Origin of the sequence: Sphingobacterium sp. MYb382 (genome assembly GCF_037572665.1) — a bacterium.
Lineage (GTDB): Bacteria > Bacteroidota > Bacteroidia > Sphingobacteriales > Sphingobacteriaceae > Sphingobacterium.
Genome location: NZ_JBBGZT010000029.1, coordinates 112,789 through 131,948 on the forward strand (window position 1 = coordinate 112,789; position 19,160 = coordinate 131,948).

Here is a 19,160-nt window from a genome sequence, read left to right on the forward strand (position 1 = left end):
AAAAACGAAATAGGCTTAGTTCATGCAATTAACAAAGTTAGAGATAAAAGGCTTTAAAAGCTTTGGCGATAAGATTACCATCAACTTCAATGAAGGGGTCACCGCTATTGTAGGCCCTAATGGCTGTGGCAAGTCCAATGTTGTCGATGCCATACGTTGGGTACTTGGTGAGCAGAGTACACGGATGCTACGTTCGGAAAAAATGGAGAACATTATTTTCAATGGTACCGCAAACCGTAAGCCAGCCAACTTGGCGGAAGTGTCTTTAACCTTTGAGAACAACAACAAACTCCTTCCTACCGAATTTTCTACCGTCACCATTACGCGTAAGCTTTACCGCAACGGCGATAGCGAATACCGCCTTAACGATGTAAAATGTCGACTTAAAGATATTACAGATTTATTTCTTGATACCGGTATCGGTGCTGACTCCTACTCTATCATTGAGTTAAAAATGATAGACGAGATCATTAATAATAAAGAGAACTCCCGCCGTAACTTATTTGAAGAGGCTTCCGGAATTTCCAAATATAAGGTACGTAAGAAGCAAACGCTAGCGAAACTTAAGGATACAGAAGGTGATTTATCACGCGTGGACGACCTTTTGTATGAGATCAGCAAAAATTTAAAGCAGCTAGAAACACAGGCTAAAAAAGCAGATAAATATTTTCAGCTTAAGGAAGAATACAAAAGCTCAAGTATAGGCTTAGCCTACTACCGTCTTGATGGTTTTAGTGGTGAACTTGAGCGCATCGCAGAGCAGGAAGGCAAGCAGCAAGAAATACTATCAGGCACTGCCGACCGCATCGCTCAGCATGAAAATCAGCTGCGTGAGTCAAGGAACTCTATCTTAGCGAAAGAGAAGAATTTAGCTACACAACAGAAGAGCACCAACGAGTATATCAACAAAATCAGAGCTTACGAGTCGGATAAAAAAATTAAGAACGAGCAGATGCGTCACTTACAGGATAAGGAGATGCGCCTTACAGCCGAGCTTAACAACGACAAGAAGCAACTGGAGAATGTTCTTTATACGATGAAAAGACTCAACGAAGAACTTTTTGAGGAACAAGGAAAGCTTGATGTATACCAGATAGGTATTGAAAAAGAGAAAAATGAAGTCGATGAGCTACGTGTTCAACAAACGTCTTCAAAAGCTAAATTGGATAACTTTGCACAGCAGAGTAGCACGATACAAAATAAGATATACCAGCTAGAGAAAGATATCGCCGTTCTTCACATCCAGAAAGAAGCATTACAGCAAGAGTCTTTACGTAACCTAACAGATACCACTTCTAAGGAAGCGGAATTAAACGAGTTTAACCTCGTTGTGAACGATCTGGAAGAGCGTGTTGCAAATCAGCAAGAACAATTTGATGAAGCTATTCACAACGAAGAGACTTTACAATCAGAAATGCAAACTATTGAGCAACGCCTACAGGAGACACGTGAGCAATTAAGCCGTGAGTCTCGTTTGGTGGATGCGAAGCAGAATGAATACAACTTAACAAAATCATTGGTCGACAATCTGGAAGGATTTCCGGAGTCTATCAAGTTTTTGCGTAAGAATGCAGGATGGAAAAAATCATATCCCCTATTCTCGGATATTTTATTCTGTCAGGAAGACTACCGTGTAGCCATTGAAAACTACTTAGAGTCTATCATGAACCACTATGTCGTGGACGACCAACAGGAGGCTGTACAAGCCATCCAGTTGTTGAGCGCTTCCTCTCGTGGCCGTGCCAACTTCTTTGTTCTTGACGCGATCATAAACACACCTGCTGCTGACTTAAACATCCCTACGGGGCTGATTCCAGCGATGGAAGTCATCAAAGTAGATAAGAAATATGCGGCTCTTTGTCAGCAGCTCCTTCAGCATGTTTACCTTATTGGTCCTGATGCTGCGGACAACTTAGAGTCTACTCTTCCTGAAGGGCAGCTTGTGATTCTTCACCCGGAGGGTAAATTCTCGAAAACACGCTTAGGCTTAAGCGGTGGATCCGTAGGTTTATTTGAAGGTAAACGTATCGGCCGTGCAAAGAACTTAGAAAACCTAGCGAAAGAGATTAAGGCTTTAAACATCCTAATTGAAAAGCTACAAACACAAGAGACTGCCGACATCGATGCCTTAGCTACGTTGCGCATCAACTCAAAGCGCGAAATTATCGACGAATTGAGAACGAGCTTGAATCGTTTAAACAATGAGCTTATCTCCGTAAAAACAAAACAAGAGCAATATCAAACGTTTATTACGACAAGTAAAAACAGAAAACATGATATTGAAAGCCAAGTTACGGTTATCAGCTACGACCTACAGAAGTCAGAACCTGAGTTACAAATTTTAAAAGTAGAAAGCGATACGCATCATAAACAGCTCCTTGAATTACAAGAGGCTTACAATGAGATTCACGAAGTGCTGAACGACAAGTCTACAGCCTTCAATCAGGAAAATATACGCTACCACCAGCAGCTGAACAAGGTATCTAGTCTACAAAAGGATTTAGAATACCGCGAAAGCCAACAAGAGGCTTTTGAAGTACGCATGGATAAAAACTCTCTGGAGTATGAGCAGGTAAAGGTGGAAATGAAAGATGCGATACAGTTTGTTGATCACAACGACACGGATCTTATCGCGATGTACACCGAAAAAGAAACCCTAGAAAAAGGACTTCAAGAGATTGAAGAAGACTTTTACAACTCGCGCAAGCTGATCAACGACTTGGAAGAAGAGATTACGCAATTGCGCCGTAATAAAGACCAAAACGACTTCCTACTATCGGAGTTGAAAGATAAGAAAACAGCTCTACAGATTGACTTAAGCAGCCTTAAGGAACGTCTATCGGTAGAATTCAACATCGATATCAACGAATTGCTAGAGGGTGAAATGCCTGAAATTGCAACCTCCTTTGAGGAGCTTGTTTCCACCTGCGATAGTCTTAAAAAACAATTGGACAGCTATGGTACCATCAACCCGATGGCGAAGGAAGCTTACGATGAAATGGAGGAGCGTAGCAACTTTATCACCAAAGAAAAAGATGACCTTTTGGAGGCTAAAGCTTCATTAATGGCTACTATTGGTGAAATCGACCTAACGGCCAACGAGAAGTTCATGTTTGCTTTCAACAGTGTACGCGACAACTTCATTCAGGTATTCCGTTCCTTATTTAATGAGGAAGACTCCTGTGACATGGTATTAACAGACCCTGATAATCCACTAGAATCGGATATTGATATCATCGCTAGACCGAAAGGAAAGCGTCCTTTATCCATCAATCAGCTTTCAGGAGGTGAGAAAACACTAACAGCAACAGCGTTACTATTCTCTTTATACCTATTGAAGCCTGCACCATTCTGTATCTTTGATGAGGTGGATGCTCCATTGGATGATACCAACATTGATAAGTTCAACAATATCATACGCGACTTCTCCAAAAACTCACAGTTTATTGTGGTATCCCATAATAAACGTACCATTGCGAGTACCGATATTATATACGGGGTGACCATGGTTGAGCAGGGTGTATCTCGAGTTGTAGCCGTTGATTTACGTGATGTAGCGGTAGCTTAAAAGCTAGAAATAATAAAAAAGCCTGTGCAATAATTTATTGCACAGGCTTTTTTATTAGTGATATACCAACTAAAATTAAGGTACCCAAACAATCTGAAAGCCCAGTGGATTAGTTACCGTCTGTATCTCATCTTCCTCGGCATCATAAGAAGATTCATAAAATACCAAATAGAGGTTTTTCTTAACATTCTTAATCGGCACCATACGATAAGGATCCAATAAAGCTAGATTCTCAATCGTTCTTGTGCCTAAATAACGACCATTGCTTTCCTTAGGATCATGATCAAAACGATGCTGTTCTTTGGAGGTATAGAACCAATAGCTGGGTGCCTCATCAGACATCATTAATGATTTATCATCATTAAACATATCATCAGCCATACCTGTATTTGAAAACCACATCACTTCCAAATCAGCATCCCCCATCGCCGAGCGATACAAGTCTTTATCGAAAGTAGCGCCTATCAATACTCCCTCATCAAGGATATGAGATAGCTGAATCTGAAAAGGCTTCTTCTTCAGGTTTACGGTATTGTTCTCCGCTAGGGGCACCTTTTGTCCATCCTGAATAAATCGTACCGAAAACAAACGCTCTTGAGCCTCGGCACTCAAAAAGAAGCCCATTAAACACAGGCTAAGTACAAATAACTGTTTCATTCTCTATTTTTTCAATTATAGGGCAAGATAAACAAAGACTTGAAAACAAAAAACAGCCCTCACAAAAATATATGAGGACTGTTTTCAACCTTAAAAACCTACACTTTTATCTATTTCACGTCTAATACGCGTTTTGCTATCTTAGATTCTTCTTTTTTACCTACTGTTACAACCAAAACACCGTCAGTATATACGGCATCAATATTATTATAATCTACAGATTCTGGTAAAGTAAAGGAGCGATTGAACGCGCTAAAATTAAATTCTCTTTTACTAAAATGCTTAACTACTGCCGCCTCTTCCTCTTTCTTCTCTACGGAAATAGTTAATAAATCTTTGTCCACTTGAATATTGAAATCAGATTTCTGCAAACCTGGAGCTGCTAACTCAATAAGATAAGCGGCATCATTCTCTGAAATATTAACCGCAGGTACTGCTGAAGTAAAACGATCTTTCACGAAAGAATCATCAAAGAAACTATCAAAAAAATTGTTTGCATTAGGGTTTACGCGGTGCGTATGAATTGATCTGTTTGGAAATGTTACGAATGCCATGTTTATGTTCTCCTATATCTTTTTTTAAATATTTATTTACAGAGAACATATCAAAGCCTATACCACCGCACAAAAACACAAAATTTAAATGACTTTTTGTCTTGTTAAAACAAAATAGAATGACTTTTTGTCTTAATCACACTATTTCTCATAGCATAAAGACACTTCCGAGCGTAGGTTATCCCAACCAAAAGGAGGCGTAGTTTTCCGAATAAGCACATAAACTTTGGTAACGAAGTCGTACTTCTCACACACTTGCGTCAACATTTCTTCGGCCGCCGACTCCAACAATTTACGTTTAGGCTGCATCACGGTAGTCATAATTTTAAAAAGCTCCTCATAGTTCACCGTATGCTGTAAGTCTTCACTATCCAATCCTCGAAAAGGAAAGGTAACCACCACATCTACATAAAACTCATTACCCAGCAACTGCTCTTCTTCATAATAACCGATCGGCGAAAAGAAACGCATATCTCTTAACGCCACTTCTTGAGTGATTTTAGCCATACGACAAACTTAGAAAAAAAACAGAAGCTTGAACGAAATAATAAACAAGGAAACGGCCCAATCGCTAAGAAACCTACAAAGAATAGGCGCTGAATTACAATCAATTTTCTATTTTAGCATTCTCATAAATTAAGCAGAAATGAAAAAGTTACTCGTACTGTTTTTGTTGGGCTCTTCCGTTGCGTATGGACAAAGAAGCTTCAACATCAACGAAACTGTTTTTGGCCCTCGTCAATACGCTCCAAAAGCCATTGTACTTCCTCAATGGGTTCCCAATAAAGATGCTTTCACTCATTTTGATGATAGCTATCAAAATTTAATAATTCGCGAAGCGAAAAGCAACTGGCAAGCGACGCCATTACTTCAAGCGGAGCAGATCAAACAGGCGCTACAATCGTTGCTAGCCGGTAAAGAAGAAGTAAAGCTAAGCACCTTCCCTACCGACTACCAATGGAACAGCGCCAATGAGCTTGACTTCACCCTCAACACGAGTAACAGCAAATATCTTATTCGCTATAACCTAGCTGATAAAAAAGCTTCTGTACGTGCTGCGCTACCTATAGCGGCTGCCAACGAAGAGTATACAACTGACCTTTCGAAGATAGCCTACTTGGTTGACAACAATATCGTCATTCAAGACCAACAGGGACAGAAAACAGCGGTAACAAACGACAGCAATCCTGCCATCGTTAATGGTAGCGACTATACCCACCGTCAAGAATTTGGTATTAAGAAAGGTATGTGGTGGAATACACAAAACGACAAGTTGCTATACTACCGTAAGGATGAAAGCATGGTCAGCAAATACCCTTTAATCCAATGGGGCGAGCGTGTAGCGTCTGTAAAAGATATCTACTACCCTATGGCGGGCATGAAAAGCGAAGAGGTAACGCTTGTTATCTACAACAGCAGCAATGGCCAGAAAGTAACGTTACAAACGGGAGATTCTAAAGAAGAGCAGTACTTAACCATCTGTACTTGGGATCCTACGGGCAAATTTGTATATGTAGGCGTATTGAATCGTGGCCAAAACCACTTGAAACTTAACAAATACGACGCTACAACAGGGGCATTTGTACAAACCTTATTTGAAGAACAATCAAGCAGCTGGGTAGAACCACTTCAGGCCTTGACATTCTTACCTAACAACCCTAATCAATTCTTGTATCAAACGGATAAAGACGGATTCAACCAACTGTACCTTTACAATACAGAAGGTAAACTTATCCGCTCATTGGGCTACCAAGATGTTATTGTCGAGAAGATACAAAACTTCAATAGCAAAGGAGACCGCATCATGTATACGGGCATCACCAACAAAGGCTTAGACCGTCAGCTTTTCGAAGTGCAGCTGTCTACCGGAAAAACAACACAGCTAACGAGTGAGTCGGGCTTCCACAATGCATCGGTTAGCAGCGATGGAAAATACGTTTACGACCAGTTCTCTAATATCAGCACGCCAAACAAAGTGGAGGTAAAAGAACTAAACAAAGACAAAAAGCAAAACATCCTAACGGCAGAAAATCCATTCGCAGGAAAAATCGACCTTCCAAAGATTGAAGCTGTATCCTTAACTTCTGCAGATGGCACCACGCCCTTAAATGGACGTATCATCTACCCGAACAATTTCGACCCGAGTAAAAAATACCCTGTAATGGTGTATCTATATGGAGGATCACATGCGCAGCTTGTACAAAATAAATGGCTCTATGGCGCTGGTTACTTCGATATGTACATGGCGCAGCAAGGCTATATTGTTTTCACCTTAGACAACAGAGGATCTGACGCACGCGGTAGAGACTTCACACGTGTTACACACCGTCAACTAGGGCAAGCGGAGATGGCCGATCAACTACAGGGTGTAGCCTACCTAAAAGACAAGCCTTTTGTTGATGCTTCGCGTATGGGAATATTCGGATGGAGCTTCGGCGGATTTATGACGACTTCCATGATGACGCATCACCCAGACATCTTCAACACAGCAGTAGCCGGTGGCCCTGTAATGGATTGGAAATTCTACGAAATCATGTATGGTGAGCGCTATATGGATACACCACAAGAAAATCCTGAAGGCTACAAATTAACGTCGCTGTTAACAAAAGCAGACCAGTTAAAAGGTAACCTTTTAATTATTCATGGAGCACAAGACCCTGTTGTGGTACAACAACACAGCATGGAGTTTATTGAAGCCTGCATCAAAGCGGGTAAACAAGTAGACTACTTCTTGTACCCTACGCATGAACATAATGTACAAGGTAAAGACCGTGTTCATATGTATGAAAAAATTGCTAAATACTTCGATATACACTTGAAAAAGTAAATATCATACGCATAAAACAAGAAGGGATAGCATCAATAAAGATGCTAGCCCTTTCTATATACAGGTAGTTGATTTCTTAAACAAGATCCTTTTCATAAGCTTCTTGGTGCACCGTTGCTACAGCACGACCTGAAGGGTCATTCATGTTCTGGAATGAAGCATCCCAAGCCAAGGCCTCCGGGGTGCTACACGCTACCGACTTCACCGATGGTACCGTCTGTGCTGCCGCTTCAGAAGGAAAATGTCCCTCAAAAATAGTACGGTATAAAAACTCTTCTTTATTTTTAGGCGTATTGATTGGGTAGCGTGCCGCCGCATCCGCAAACTCAGCATCACTAACCTGCTCTTCGGCTTGGATTTTCAAGGTATCGATCCAGCTGTAGCCTACGCCGTCTGAAAACTGCTCTTTTTGACGCCAAGCAATACTTTCTGGCAGATAGTCTTCAAAAGCCTTACGCAACATCCACTTTTCCATTCTTCCTTCACGAATCATTTTATCCGCTGGGTTCTGCGTCATCGCCACATCCATAAATTCTTTGTCCAAGAAAGGAACACGTCCTTCAATACCCCAAGCGGCCAACGATTTATTCGCACGCAGACAGTCGTACAAATACAATTTATTCAATTTACGCACCGTCTCTTCATGAAAAGCCTGTGCATCTGGTGCTTTATGGAAATATAAATAGCCACCGAACAACTCGTCCGAGCCTTCTCCAGAGAGAATCATTTTTATACCCATTGATTTAATCACCCGTGCCAATAAATACATAGGTGTTGAAGCACGCACGGTCGTCACATCATAGGTTTCTAGATGATAAATAACATCACGAATAGCATCCAATCCTTCCTGAATCGTGAAGTTTACCTCATGGTGAATAGTACCAATATGTTGAGCCGCAATTTGTGCAGCCTTTAAATCGGGAGCATCCTTTAAACCTACAGCAAAAGAATGTAATTGAGGATACCAAGCTTCCTCGGCACCACCAGTCTCTATACGTCGAGCCGCAAACTTTTTGGCAACCGCCGCCACGATAGATGAATCCAATCCGCCGGAAAGTAAAACACCATAAGGCACGTCCGACATCAGCTGTCGCTGCACGGCAGCCTCCAAGCTTTCACGTAAAGCCTGAATATCCGTTTCCGCATCTTTCACCGTTGCATAGCTATCCCAATCACGGGTATACCAGCGCTGTGGCGCCTCCGTCTCGGCACTATACCAATAACTGCCTGGAGGAAACTGATCAATCGTCACGCAGAAACCTTCGAGCGATTTTAACTCCGAAGCTACAAAAAGCTGACCTTCCGCATCACGACCATAATATAAAGGGATAATTCCCATCTGATCACGCGCCACTAAAAAACTATCATTGCGCGCATCATAAAGTGCAAAACCAAAAATACCGTTTAAACGCTCAATAAAATCAGGACCATGTGCTAAATACAAAGCAAGGATAACTTCAGAATCAGATTGTGTAGCGAAATCATAATTCGGCAGACTAGCGCGTAACTCTTGGTGATTATAAATCTCACCATTTACAGCCAACACAACTTGCCCATCAGGGCTATAAAGAGGTTGACTACCAGATTTAGGATCGACAATGGCCAAACGTTCGTGACTTAAGATAGCCCGTTCATGCGCATAAATTCCTGACCAATCAGGTCCGCGGTGTCGAATACGTTTAGACATTTCTAATACTTGACTACGTAGTTTTTTCGAAGACGACGACTTCAATTCAAAAGCTCCAACAATTCCACACATGTGATTATAATTTTATTAACGTTTCTACTGTTTTGTTTAAAATACTACACAAAGTAAAACAATAAAAAACAAATGTCATAATGTTTTTAAAAAAATGTTACAAATAATTTAAAACAAAACTACAATCATTGAAAATTTCATAACCAAAAGCGATATTCACTATGAAAACAAAAAAAACCTAGTCTTTAGGACTAGGTTTTTTAATTTATCTATAAAAAATATTTTTTAAATAATTCCGTGCAAAGAGCCACCTCTTTCTCCTAAACGATCAACACGACGCTCTACAGCTTCATCTTTAATTAAGGCTGGTGCATGATGGGGTTTATTACGTGCATCGATAATTAAAGGCCCCGTACAACCCCAATGCTTAAATTGCGTAAAGCTACCTACACCATACATATCATACGCAGGGTTGCTTCGTGTAAATGCTACCCATACAAAGTTGTTTAGGTTCTCCGCAACAAAGCCCGCATCGTCAGCCAGAATAAGCAAAGGAATACCTTCCCAAGCCAAATTTTTTGCAGCTTCACACCAATCGGCAAGTATCTTAGCTTCTTCCGCATAGCTTGTGAAAGCTGCCCCCTCAATAGCGAGCACACCCGGCATCACCATCTTAGCCTTATTAAAAGGTCTAGGCAAGTCTAGTCCCGCAGGCAACTCATGTAGCAGCGTGCGCTTCTTCGCGCCAACAGCAGCGAAGGTTACTTTAGACCCCGCGTTTAAACCATCGCCCGAATAATCGAGAGTATCAATAGTGGTGTTGGTTTGAAAATGCACATCACGTGTCAAATCGATACGTTCCAAGATATGCTGGAAAAATCCAGAAACGTCATGAATATCCAACGCTGGATTATCCGCATGAGCGGAAATAAATAAGTATTTAGCTAAGCTAAGCTGATTGGTACCAAATATCTGATTCGCAATTGTCAACAACTCTTGCGGACGATCTACCTCTTGGTAAGGTGTATAACGCTCACTACCGATAGCAAACAATAAAGGATGCACACCTGCAGCATCTACCGCATGTACAGCATGCAAACCATTAATTTGCTGCGGAATAGCATTCCCTGTAATCTCATGAATCAAAGCACCGAAGCTCGTATCCTCCTGTGGCGGTCTCCCCACAACTGTAAAAGACCAAATAGGATTTTGACGATGATATACTTTATGCACACGCATCAACGGGAAAGGGTGTGTTAAACTATAATAACCAATATGGTCTCCAAAAGGGCCTTCAGGCTTATTCTCCTGCGGATATACCGTTCCGGTGATAACAAAATCCGCATCCGAGGAAATACAAAAACCTTCGTCATCATAAAAATAACGGAAGCGACGGTTACCTAAAGCTCCAGCAAAGATCATTTCAGAGAGCCCTTCGGGCAATGGCATTACCGCCGACAATGGATGTGAAGGAGGTCCACCAACAAAAATACTAACCTTTAGGGGACGCCCCAAAGCATTGGCTTTTGTTTGATGCACACCAATACCACGATGCAGCTGATAGTGCAGGCCTATCTCTTCATTTGGTATATAATCGTTTCCAGAAAGCTGAATACGGTACATCCCTAAATTGGCCTTCATTATACCCGGCTGCGTTACATCCTCTGTATACACTTGAGGCATGGTCACAAAAGCACCACCATCCATCGGCCAATTTACAATCTGTGGAAGCTCTGAAATCTGCGTGCGCCCATAAAGAATAGGAGCACCAGCTCTTCTTTTCCATGGCAAAGCACCAAGAGCCACCATAGATGAGCCTACATAGTCAAAAGGTTTCTTAAGCACCATGGTAGGATCCATCTTCACGTCTACCAATTTCTTAACATGATCCAAGGTGTCACGAAACATAAACTTCGAGCGATCCAAGGTTCCAAAAAGGTTAGATACGGCAGGGAACTTACTTCCTTTAACATGTTCAAAATATAAAGCAGGACCTTCAGCATCAAAAACACGCATGTGAATAGCGGCCATCTCCAAATGTGGATCCACCTCCTCTTTTATCCGAATTAAATGACCGTGTTTCTCTAAATCATCGACGCATGCTCTTAAACTATTATATCCCATTGCTTATATATAATTGTGAAAAACAAAAATAACATTTTCTGATAAACCCTCCCCCTCCAACCCTGCTTTATTCCATAATCTAGTTATTCCAAAACGAAAGCAGTCACTCACTCACCAAAGGAATAGGCAAAAGAGGACAAAAAGCAATTTACTTTGTCTCTACTTTGTAAAAAGAGGCTCTTTCCTTAAAACGATTCTAAATAAATGGCTTCTTTAGCCTATATTCGTGGGTTGTTGTATTAGGTATTTTATTGACACCCCCTCTTTGTATGGCGAAAAAAGTAATTTTATTATGGTTTAGAAACGATCTGCGCATTCTTGATAATGAGATTTTGTTTGAAGCTGCTAATAAAAGTGACATCGTAATTCCTGTTTATTTTTTCGACCCACGCTATTTCAGTGCAAACAATTTCGGATTTCGTAATACCGGTATTCAACGTGCTCGCTTCTTGTTGGAGTCTGTTCAGCATTTCAAAGCGTCTTTACAACAAATAGGTGCCGACCTGCTTGTTTTCCAGGGTAAGCCGGAAGACCTCATCGGTACGCTATGTGCTAAATATGATATCACAGAAGTATATCATCACCGGGAGGTAGCGACCCGCGAAACGCTTATCTCCGAAAAAGTAGAGGCCGTTTTATGGAAACAGCAAATCAACCTTAAGCATTTTATCGGGCACACCCTTTACCATAAAGAAGACCTACCGATTCCAATTAAGGATATTCCTGATGGCTTCAGTCAATTTAAGAAAAAGGTAGAGAAAGAAAGCTTTGTTCGTCCTATTTTGCCAGCCGTAGAACATATCGTTACGCATCCACATTTGGAAGAAACCAATGTACCTAGCTTAGCGGAACTTGGCTTTGAAGAACACGAAATCACAGCAATACAGGCACAAACGTCCCTGCTGCAAGGTGGTGAGCAAGCGGCCTTGGCGGTTTTAAAAGAAACATTAGCCTCCGACTATAACGAGATCGATGACTACAATTTGATATCGCCTCATATCGCACACGGAACTATATCGCCAGCCTACTATTATCATCATATTAAAGAGGCACAGCAAGCATTCAAGAAGAAAAAATATGAAAAGCTAATTTTACGCTTACTCTGGAGAGACTACTTCCGATTCATGTTTAAGAAATACCCCAACATTTTCTTTAAGGATTTCAAAGACAAAAAGGGAATTGAAGCATCCATCACAGCGCTAAAAGAACTACTAGAAAATAACACGGCACAAGAGCCTATTCATAGCTTTATCCAAGAGCTGCAAACGGAGGGAAACTTAGCCTACGAAAAAAGACAAATTGTAGCCACTTACCTCCTGCAAGAGCTCGACATTAACCACCTCGTGGGAGCCCGTTTTTTTGAGGAGTTTTTTCTGGATTATGCACCAGCCAGCAACTACGGATACTGGCTTCACTATGCCGCGCATGGCACCAGCAGCAAAGATAATAGCACCCTTCCTTGGAGTGAATTGCTAAAAAAAACACCCGAGCTAAAGTCCTTGAAAGATAAGACCATCTAAATAAACAAGCCCCTTCTGCGGGCTTTTTTTTCAAACTTATGTCACATAAGTTGTTTTTCGAAAAAAATAGCGTTTTTACAGGCTTTTTTGTTCCTTTTAAGGGTGATTAAATGTGTAATAATGCTTAACTTTGGGCAAATTTTTATACGTAAGATATCCTCTATGGACAAATTAACATATTTGAGCAATGCTGATTCGGGTTATATCGACTCGCTTTATCAAGCTTATAAAGAAGACCCTAGCTCAGTAGATGTAAGTTGGCAAAAGTTTTTCGAAGGTTTTGAATTTGGTCAATCTGGCCCTGCAGCAGTGGCTGTAGAAACACCAGAACAAGCCATTAAAGAAATCAATGTTTTGAACATGATTAACGGTTACCGTGAACGTGGTCATTTGTTTACCGAAACCAATCCGGTGCGTGAGCGCCGTAAATATTTCCCAGGCAAAGAGCTTGAGACTTTTGGTCTTTCGGATGCCGATTTAGACACAACATTCAATGCAGGCGTTGAAGTTGGCTTAGGTCCAGCAAAGTTGAAAGATATCCGCCAACTGATTGAGGACACTTACTGTCGTTCTATCGGTGCTCAATTTCGTTATATCCGTAATCCAGAGAAAATCAAATTCTTACAAGATAAAATGGAAGCAGAAAGAAACACCCCTTCTTTCACCATAGACACTAAAAAACTTATTTTAAATAAATTAAACGAGGCTGTAGTTTTCGAGAGCTTCTTAGGCACTAAATTCTTAGGCCAAAAGAGATTCTCTCTTGAAGGTGGTGAATCTTTGATTCCTGCATTAGACTCTGTTATCCAAAAAGGATCTTCATTAGGTATCGAAGAATTTGTTATCGGTATGGCACACCGTGGTCGCTTGAACGTATTGAGCAACATCATGGGTAAAGCTTACGAAACAATCTTCTCTGAGTTTGAAGGTAAAATGTATGAAGCAGAACCAGATGTTCCTTTCGGTGGTGACGTAAAATACCACTTAGGTTTTTCTTCTGATATCAATAGCCAAGATGGCAAAAATATTCACCTTAGCTTAGCCCCTAACCCTTCTCACTTAGAAACGGTAGATGGTGTAGCAGAAGGTATGGTACGCTCAAAAATCGATTTAAAATATAACGGTGACTCTTCGAAAATCGCTCCTATTTTAATTCACGGTGACGCGGCTATCGCAGGTCAAGGTATCGTTTATGAGACCATCCAGATGTCTAAATTAGACGGCTACAAAACTGGTGGTACCATCCACATCGTTATCAACAACCAAGTAGGCTTCACTACAAACTATAAAGACGCACGTACATCTACTTACTGTACAGACGTTGCTAAAGTTACTTTGTCGCCAGTTTTCCACGTTAATGGAGATGATGTTGAGGCATTAGTATACGCTATTAATTTAGCGGTAGAATACCGTCAAAAATATAAAACCGATGTTTTCATTGACCTTTTAGGTTACAGAAGATACGGTCATAACGAAGCTGATGAGCCTAAGTTCACGCAGCCTTCGTTGTACAAGCTTATCGAGAAACATCCCAACACCTTAGCGATTTACGTTAAGAAATTGGTTGAGCAAGGATCTATTGATGCTGATTATGCTAAAACAGAAGAGAAAAGCTTCCGTGGCATACTTCAATCACGTTTGGACGAAGCTAAATCTGTTGAAAAATTAAGCGAAGCTAGACCGATGTTTGCTGGTGCTTGGAAAGGATTACATCCAGCAAAAGCGTCTGATATCAGTACGCCTGTTGAGACTAAAGTTTCTACAGACACCTTCTTAGCTTTAGCGACAGCAATGAACACCCTTCCTGCGGACAAGAAATTCTTCCGTAAGATTACTAAAGTATTTGAAGATCGCTTGAACATGATCAAGTCTGACAAATACGACTGGGCAATGGGTGAATTAATGGCCTATGCTACCTTATTGAACGAAGACTACCGTGTACGTATCTCGGGTCAAGATGTTCAACGTGGTACCTTCTCACACCGTCATGCTGTAGCAACATTAGAAGATTCAGATGAGACATACACGCCGTTAGCACAGCTAAAAGGTGGTGACAAATTCAGTATCTACAACTCTTTGCTTTCCGAATATGCGGTTTTAGCTTTTGAGTATGGTTACTCTTCCGTTAACCCGAATGCATTGACAATCTGGGAAGCACAATTTGGTGATTTCGCCAATGGTGCTCAAATTGTATTTGACCAATATATCGCTGCAGGCGAAGTAAAATGGAAACGTTCGAATGGATTAGTTGTTCTTCTTCCGCACGGAATGGAAGGCCAAGGTCCAGAGCACTCTTCAGCACGTATTGAGCGCTTCTTAGAGCTTTCAGCGAACAACAATATGGTTGTAGCTAACATTACATCACCAGCTAACTACTTCCACTTGTTACGTCGTCAGCTACACTGGGATTTCCGTAAACCTTTAATCGTGGCAACACCAAAAAGTTTATTACGCCACCCTAAAGCAGTTTCGCAGCTTACAGACTTCACGGAGAAAGCTTTCCAAGAGATCATCGACGATGCAAACGTAACAGCGAAAAAAGTGAAACGTGTTGTTCTTTGTTCGGGTAAAATCTACTACGACTTGTTGGAGAAACAAGAAACAGAGAAACGTCATGATGTAGCTTTAGTACGTGTAGAGCAACTTTTCCCTATCGCCTACAATCAGATCGAAGCTTTACAGAAAAAATATGCTGGAGCAGAATTTGTATGGGTACAAGAAGAAAACGAAAACATGGGTGCATGGCCGTTCTATAGCCGTAAGTTCCGCGGATCAAGCTTAGACTTGCAAGTAATTGCGCGTCCAGAGAGTGCTTCGCCAGCTACAGGTTATATGAAGCAGCACGTTGCACAACAAACAGAAATTTTAAATAAAGCATTTACATTGTAAAACATATTCCAAGGTCTTCGGACCTTGGAGTCGTATAGAAAGAAGAATATGAGCTTAGAAATTAAAGTACCAGCGGTTGGTGAATCGATCACGGAAGTAACCTTAGCACAATGGTTAAAACAAGATGGCGACTTCGTTGAGATGGACGAAAACATCGCTGAATTGGAATCTGATAAAGCTACATTTGAATTACCAGCTGAAAAAGCAGGTATCTTACGTATTATTGCGCAAGAAGGTGACACTTTAGAGATTGGTGCTACAGTTTGTACAATCGAAGAAGGTGATGCACCAGCAGGCGCTCCAGCGGCAGCAAAAGAAACAGCAGCTCCAGCAGCAGCGGCATCAAGCCCAGCGCAAGCGGCCGACGACTCTGAAAACCCAGATTCGTACGCAGCAGGAACAGCATCTCCAGCGGCAGCTAAAATCCTTAGAGAAAAAGGTATCGACGCTTCTACTGTTAAAGGAACAGGTAAAGATGGTCGTATCACGAAAGAAGATGCAGAGAAAGCTCAAGTAGTAGCTAAGCCAGCAGCGAAACCTGCGGCAGCGGCACCAGCAGCAGCTCCTGTAGTAGCTGGCGCACGTAATGAGCGTCGTGAGAAAATGACTTCTTTACGTAAAACAATTGCTAAACGTCTAGTAAGCGTGAAAAATGAAACGGCTATGTTGACTACCTTCAACGAGGTAAACATGCAACCGATCATGGACTTACGTGCTAAATATAAAGATGTATTCAAAGAGAAACATGGTGTAGGCTTAGGCTTCATGTCTTTCTTCACCAAAGCCGTTACAACAGCCTTGAAAGAATGGCCTGCTGTAAATGCACGCATCGAAGAAAACGAATTGGTATACTCTGATTTCTGTGATGTTTCTATCGCCGTATCAGCACCTAAAGGATTAGTAGTTCCGGTTATCCGTAACGCTGAATCGTTAAGCTTACAACAAATCGAGAAAGAAATCATCGCTTTAGCAACTAAAGCGCGTGATAACAAATTAACGATCGATGAGATGACTGGTGGTACCTTCACGATTACAAATGGTGGTGTATTTGGTTCGATGATGTCGACACCAATTATCAACGCTCCACAATCGGCAATCTTAGGTATGCACAACATCGTTCAACGCCCTATCGCGGAGAATGGTCAAGTGGTTATCCGTCCGATGATGTACATCGCTTTATCTTATGACCACCGTATTATCGACGGTCGTGAGTCTGTAAGCTTCTTAGTACGCGTTAAACAGCTTCTTGAAGATCCAGCTAGATTATTATTAGAAATCTAATCCAAGCGGATTATACATAAAAAGGGCCAATCATAATAATGATTGGCCCTTTTGCTTCTCTATGGTAGAATTACACACTTTATGTGTTTTCCGTTTGTTTCTCCTTCTATTAATATCTCTCCATTCTCTTTCATGAATATTGTTTTTATTATTCATATACTAATTCTATTATTGACCAATCGCAGCTACATGAAAATATTTTTTTTCTGTCTCGTTATTTTATCTATAGTAATACTATCAATTTCCTTAAAATATTTACCTTCTAATCTAAAGTACAATTCATGAAAATGATAATCATTCACTTTCTGCTCTATTATTTTAAATCCATGAACTAAAACAATCTTAATTAATACTGCCATTGCTTCAAAAACCTCAACGCTATCTATTTTCATATTAAAATAAGTTAATCGGATTATCTACTGGTTTTAAAACACTTATAAAAGTATCTACAAAATATTGTACAACGCCGCCTTTTCCTAGATGAGGGTTAGCACTAACTAACAAAAGAACACCAGAACGTATTGAAGCGCTCGAACAGCTTGTAGAAAACAAAAAACAAACTCTATATGATCTCATTGATACCTATACCAGAGAGGCAAAAACTAGAAAAGCGTATGCTTAGTAATACAGATTGGAAATATTAAATAACAAAAAAACCAACTCTGAAAAAGTTGGCTGTAAGCTTCTTATAAAATATAGGGAGTGTAACACGAACTGTGTCATTGGATAATTAACCTAAACCTAAAATCCTTTATCGAGTTTGAGCCTATCACCAAATTTAATATAAAGTTGGGATATGGTCAAGCCCCAGTTATGCATCGGCATTGTCCACTTTTTAGCGATATCCTGAATTATCAGAAACATTAACTTCATAAGAGCTTGCTCCGAAGTGAATGCACCTTTAGACTTCGTGATTTTACGGACCTGACGGTGGATTCCTTCGATAGGATTAGTGGTGTAAATAATCCTGCGTACTTGCTCATCATACTCGAAAAATGTGGAGAGGTTAGTCCAATTCTCTAGCCAAGATTTAGCCGAAATTGGATATTTCTTGCCCCATTTCTCCTCAAAGGTAAGTAAGTTTTCGTAGCCCACCTCTTCGTTAACAGCTTTGTAAATAGGTTTTAAGTCTTCAATAACGGCTTTTTTATCCTTTTCGGTAACATAGCGCATACTTGATCTGATTTGGTGAACGATACATAGCTGAACTTTGGTTTTTGGAAAAATAGCCTCTATTGCTTCAGGAAAACCTTTCAAACCGTCGATGCAAGCAATTAGAATATCTTCGACACCACGCTGTTTTAGGTCTGTGAGAACAGATAACCAAAATTTTGCACCTTCGTTTTCTGAACTATAAAGTCCTATCAGATCTTTACGGCCATCCATTCCTATTCCCAATATATTATAAATAGCCCTAGATTCAACTGTACCATTTTGACGTACTTTATAATGCATGCAATCTAGGAAAACAAAGGGGTAAACAGCTTCCAAAGGACGAGTTCGCCACTCATTAACAGCTGGCATGACACTTTCTGTGATACGGGATATTTCGGTAGCAGAAATGTCCATAGCGTATATCTCACGAATAAAATCGCTTATAGCACGTGTACTCATACCTTTGGCATACATACTTAGCACATGACCTTCTAATTGTTCCGTAATAATGAGCTGACGCTTAGGAACTACTTTAGGTTCGAATGTCCCAGATCGATCCCGTCCAGATTCAAGTTCGAAAGTACCTGTGTTTAGACCTCGAACTGTTTTCTTTGTCTTGCCATTGCGACGATTAAGGGCTCCTGATGCCTTATCTTCTTGTAGATGGTTCCCTAACTCACCATCCATCATGGACTCCAGTAAATGTTTCATTAAGGGCGCTAAAACGCCGTCATTGGGAGATAAACTCTTCCCTTCGTAAAGACCTTGCATAGCTTCCTCTTTGAAGCGCTCAAAGTCGAATGGGGTCTTGTCTTTCATGACCATGTCGTTTGAATAATTAAATATAAATAATCTTATTAAATTATTCCACTGACACAGTTCACGT

Annotated in this window: 12 protein-coding genes; 5 read left to right on the forward strand and 7 right to left on the reverse strand. The window is 40.8% G+C overall.

From position 1 onward, the window contains the following. Nucleotides 1–22: 22 nt before the first annotated feature. A complete protein-coding gene (smc, locus tag WH223_RS18270; protein WP_340049301.1) occupies nt 23–3,568 on the forward strand; it encodes a chromosome segregation protein SMC in 3,546 nt (1,181 codons plus the stop codon). Nucleotides 3,569–3,643: 75 nt separating this feature from the next. On the opposite strand, the gene WH223_RS18275 is transcribed toward smc, so the two are convergent. The 3 genes from WH223_RS18275 to folB form a co-directional block, all read right to left on the reverse strand. Beyond that, nucleotides 3,644–4,225, reverse strand: a complete 582-nt coding sequence (locus tag WH223_RS18275) for a hypothetical protein (RefSeq protein WP_340049302.1) — start codon at nt 4,223–4,225, stop codon at nt 3,644–3,646. A gap of 110 nt (nt 4,226–4,335) precedes the next feature. After that, nucleotides 4,336–4,779, reverse strand: coding sequence for an Hsp20/alpha crystallin family protein (locus WH223_RS18280; RefSeq protein WP_340049303.1), 444 nt, complete (start codon nt 4,777–4,779; stop codon nt 4,336–4,338). 141 nt (nt 4,780–4,920) lie between these two features. After that, complete coding sequence (gene folB / locus WH223_RS18285; RefSeq protein WP_340049304.1) at nt 4,921–5,286, reverse strand: dihydroneopterin aldolase; 366 nt, start codon at nt 5,284–5,286, stop codon at nt 4,921–4,923. 139 nt (nt 5,287–5,425) lie between these two features. Between folB and WH223_RS18290 the strand changes: the two genes are divergently transcribed. Continuing rightward, nucleotides 5,426–7,606 (forward strand): S9 family peptidase, encoded by a 2,181-nt coding sequence (locus tag WH223_RS18290; RefSeq protein ID WP_340049305.1) that lies wholly within the window; start codon nt 5,426–5,428, stop codon nt 7,604–7,606. 76 nt (nt 7,607–7,682) lie between these two features. On the opposite strand, the gene asnB is transcribed toward WH223_RS18290, so the two are convergent. Together asnB and WH223_RS18300 are read right to left on the reverse strand one after the other, a co-directional pair. Then, nucleotides 7,683–9,365 carry an asparagine synthase B gene (gene asnB / locus WH223_RS18295; protein WP_340049306.1) on the reverse strand — a complete coding sequence of 561 codons (1,683 nt, stop codon included), beginning with the start codon at nt 9,363–9,365 and terminating at the stop codon, nt 7,683–7,685. A gap of 225 nt (nt 9,366–9,590) precedes the next feature. Next, nucleotides 9,591–11,429 (reverse strand): UbiD family decarboxylase, encoded by a 1,839-nt coding sequence (locus WH223_RS18300; protein WP_340049307.1) that lies wholly within the window; start codon nt 11,427–11,429, stop codon nt 9,591–9,593. A 269-nt stretch (nt 11,430–11,698) separates the two neighbouring features. Between WH223_RS18300 and WH223_RS18305 the strand changes: the two genes are divergently transcribed. The 3 genes from WH223_RS18305 (at nt 11,699) to odhB (ending at nt 17,119) form a co-directional block, all read left to right on the forward strand. After that, nucleotides 11,699–12,949, forward strand: coding sequence for a deoxyribodipyrimidine photo-lyase (locus WH223_RS18305; protein WP_340049308.1), 1,251 nt, complete (start codon nt 11,699–11,701; stop codon nt 12,947–12,949). Between the two features lie 162 nt (nt 12,950–13,111). Beyond that, entirely contained in the window at nt 13,112–15,838 is a 2,727-nt protein-coding gene (locus tag WH223_RS18310; protein WP_340049309.1) for a 2-oxoglutarate dehydrogenase E1 component, read from the forward strand. 48 nt (nt 15,839–15,886) lie between these two features. After that, complete coding sequence (gene odhB / locus WH223_RS18315) at nt 15,887–17,119, forward strand: 2-oxoglutarate dehydrogenase complex dihydrolipoyllysine-residue succinyltransferase (protein WP_340049310.1); 1,233 nt, start codon at nt 15,887–15,889, stop codon at nt 17,117–17,119. Nucleotides 17,120–17,304: 185 nt separating this feature from the next. On the opposite strand, the gene WH223_RS18320 is transcribed toward odhB, so the two are convergent. Further along, nucleotides 17,305–17,511 (reverse strand): hypothetical protein, encoded by a 207-nt coding sequence (locus WH223_RS18320; protein WP_340049311.1) that lies wholly within the window; start codon nt 17,509–17,511, stop codon nt 17,305–17,307. Between the two features lie 349 nt (nt 17,512–17,860). Then, a complete protein-coding gene (locus tag WH223_RS18325) occupies nt 17,861–19,093 on the reverse strand; it encodes an IS256 family transposase (RefSeq protein ID WP_340049312.1) in 1,233 nt (410 codons plus the stop codon). Nucleotides 19,094–19,160: the final 67 nt, after the last annotated feature.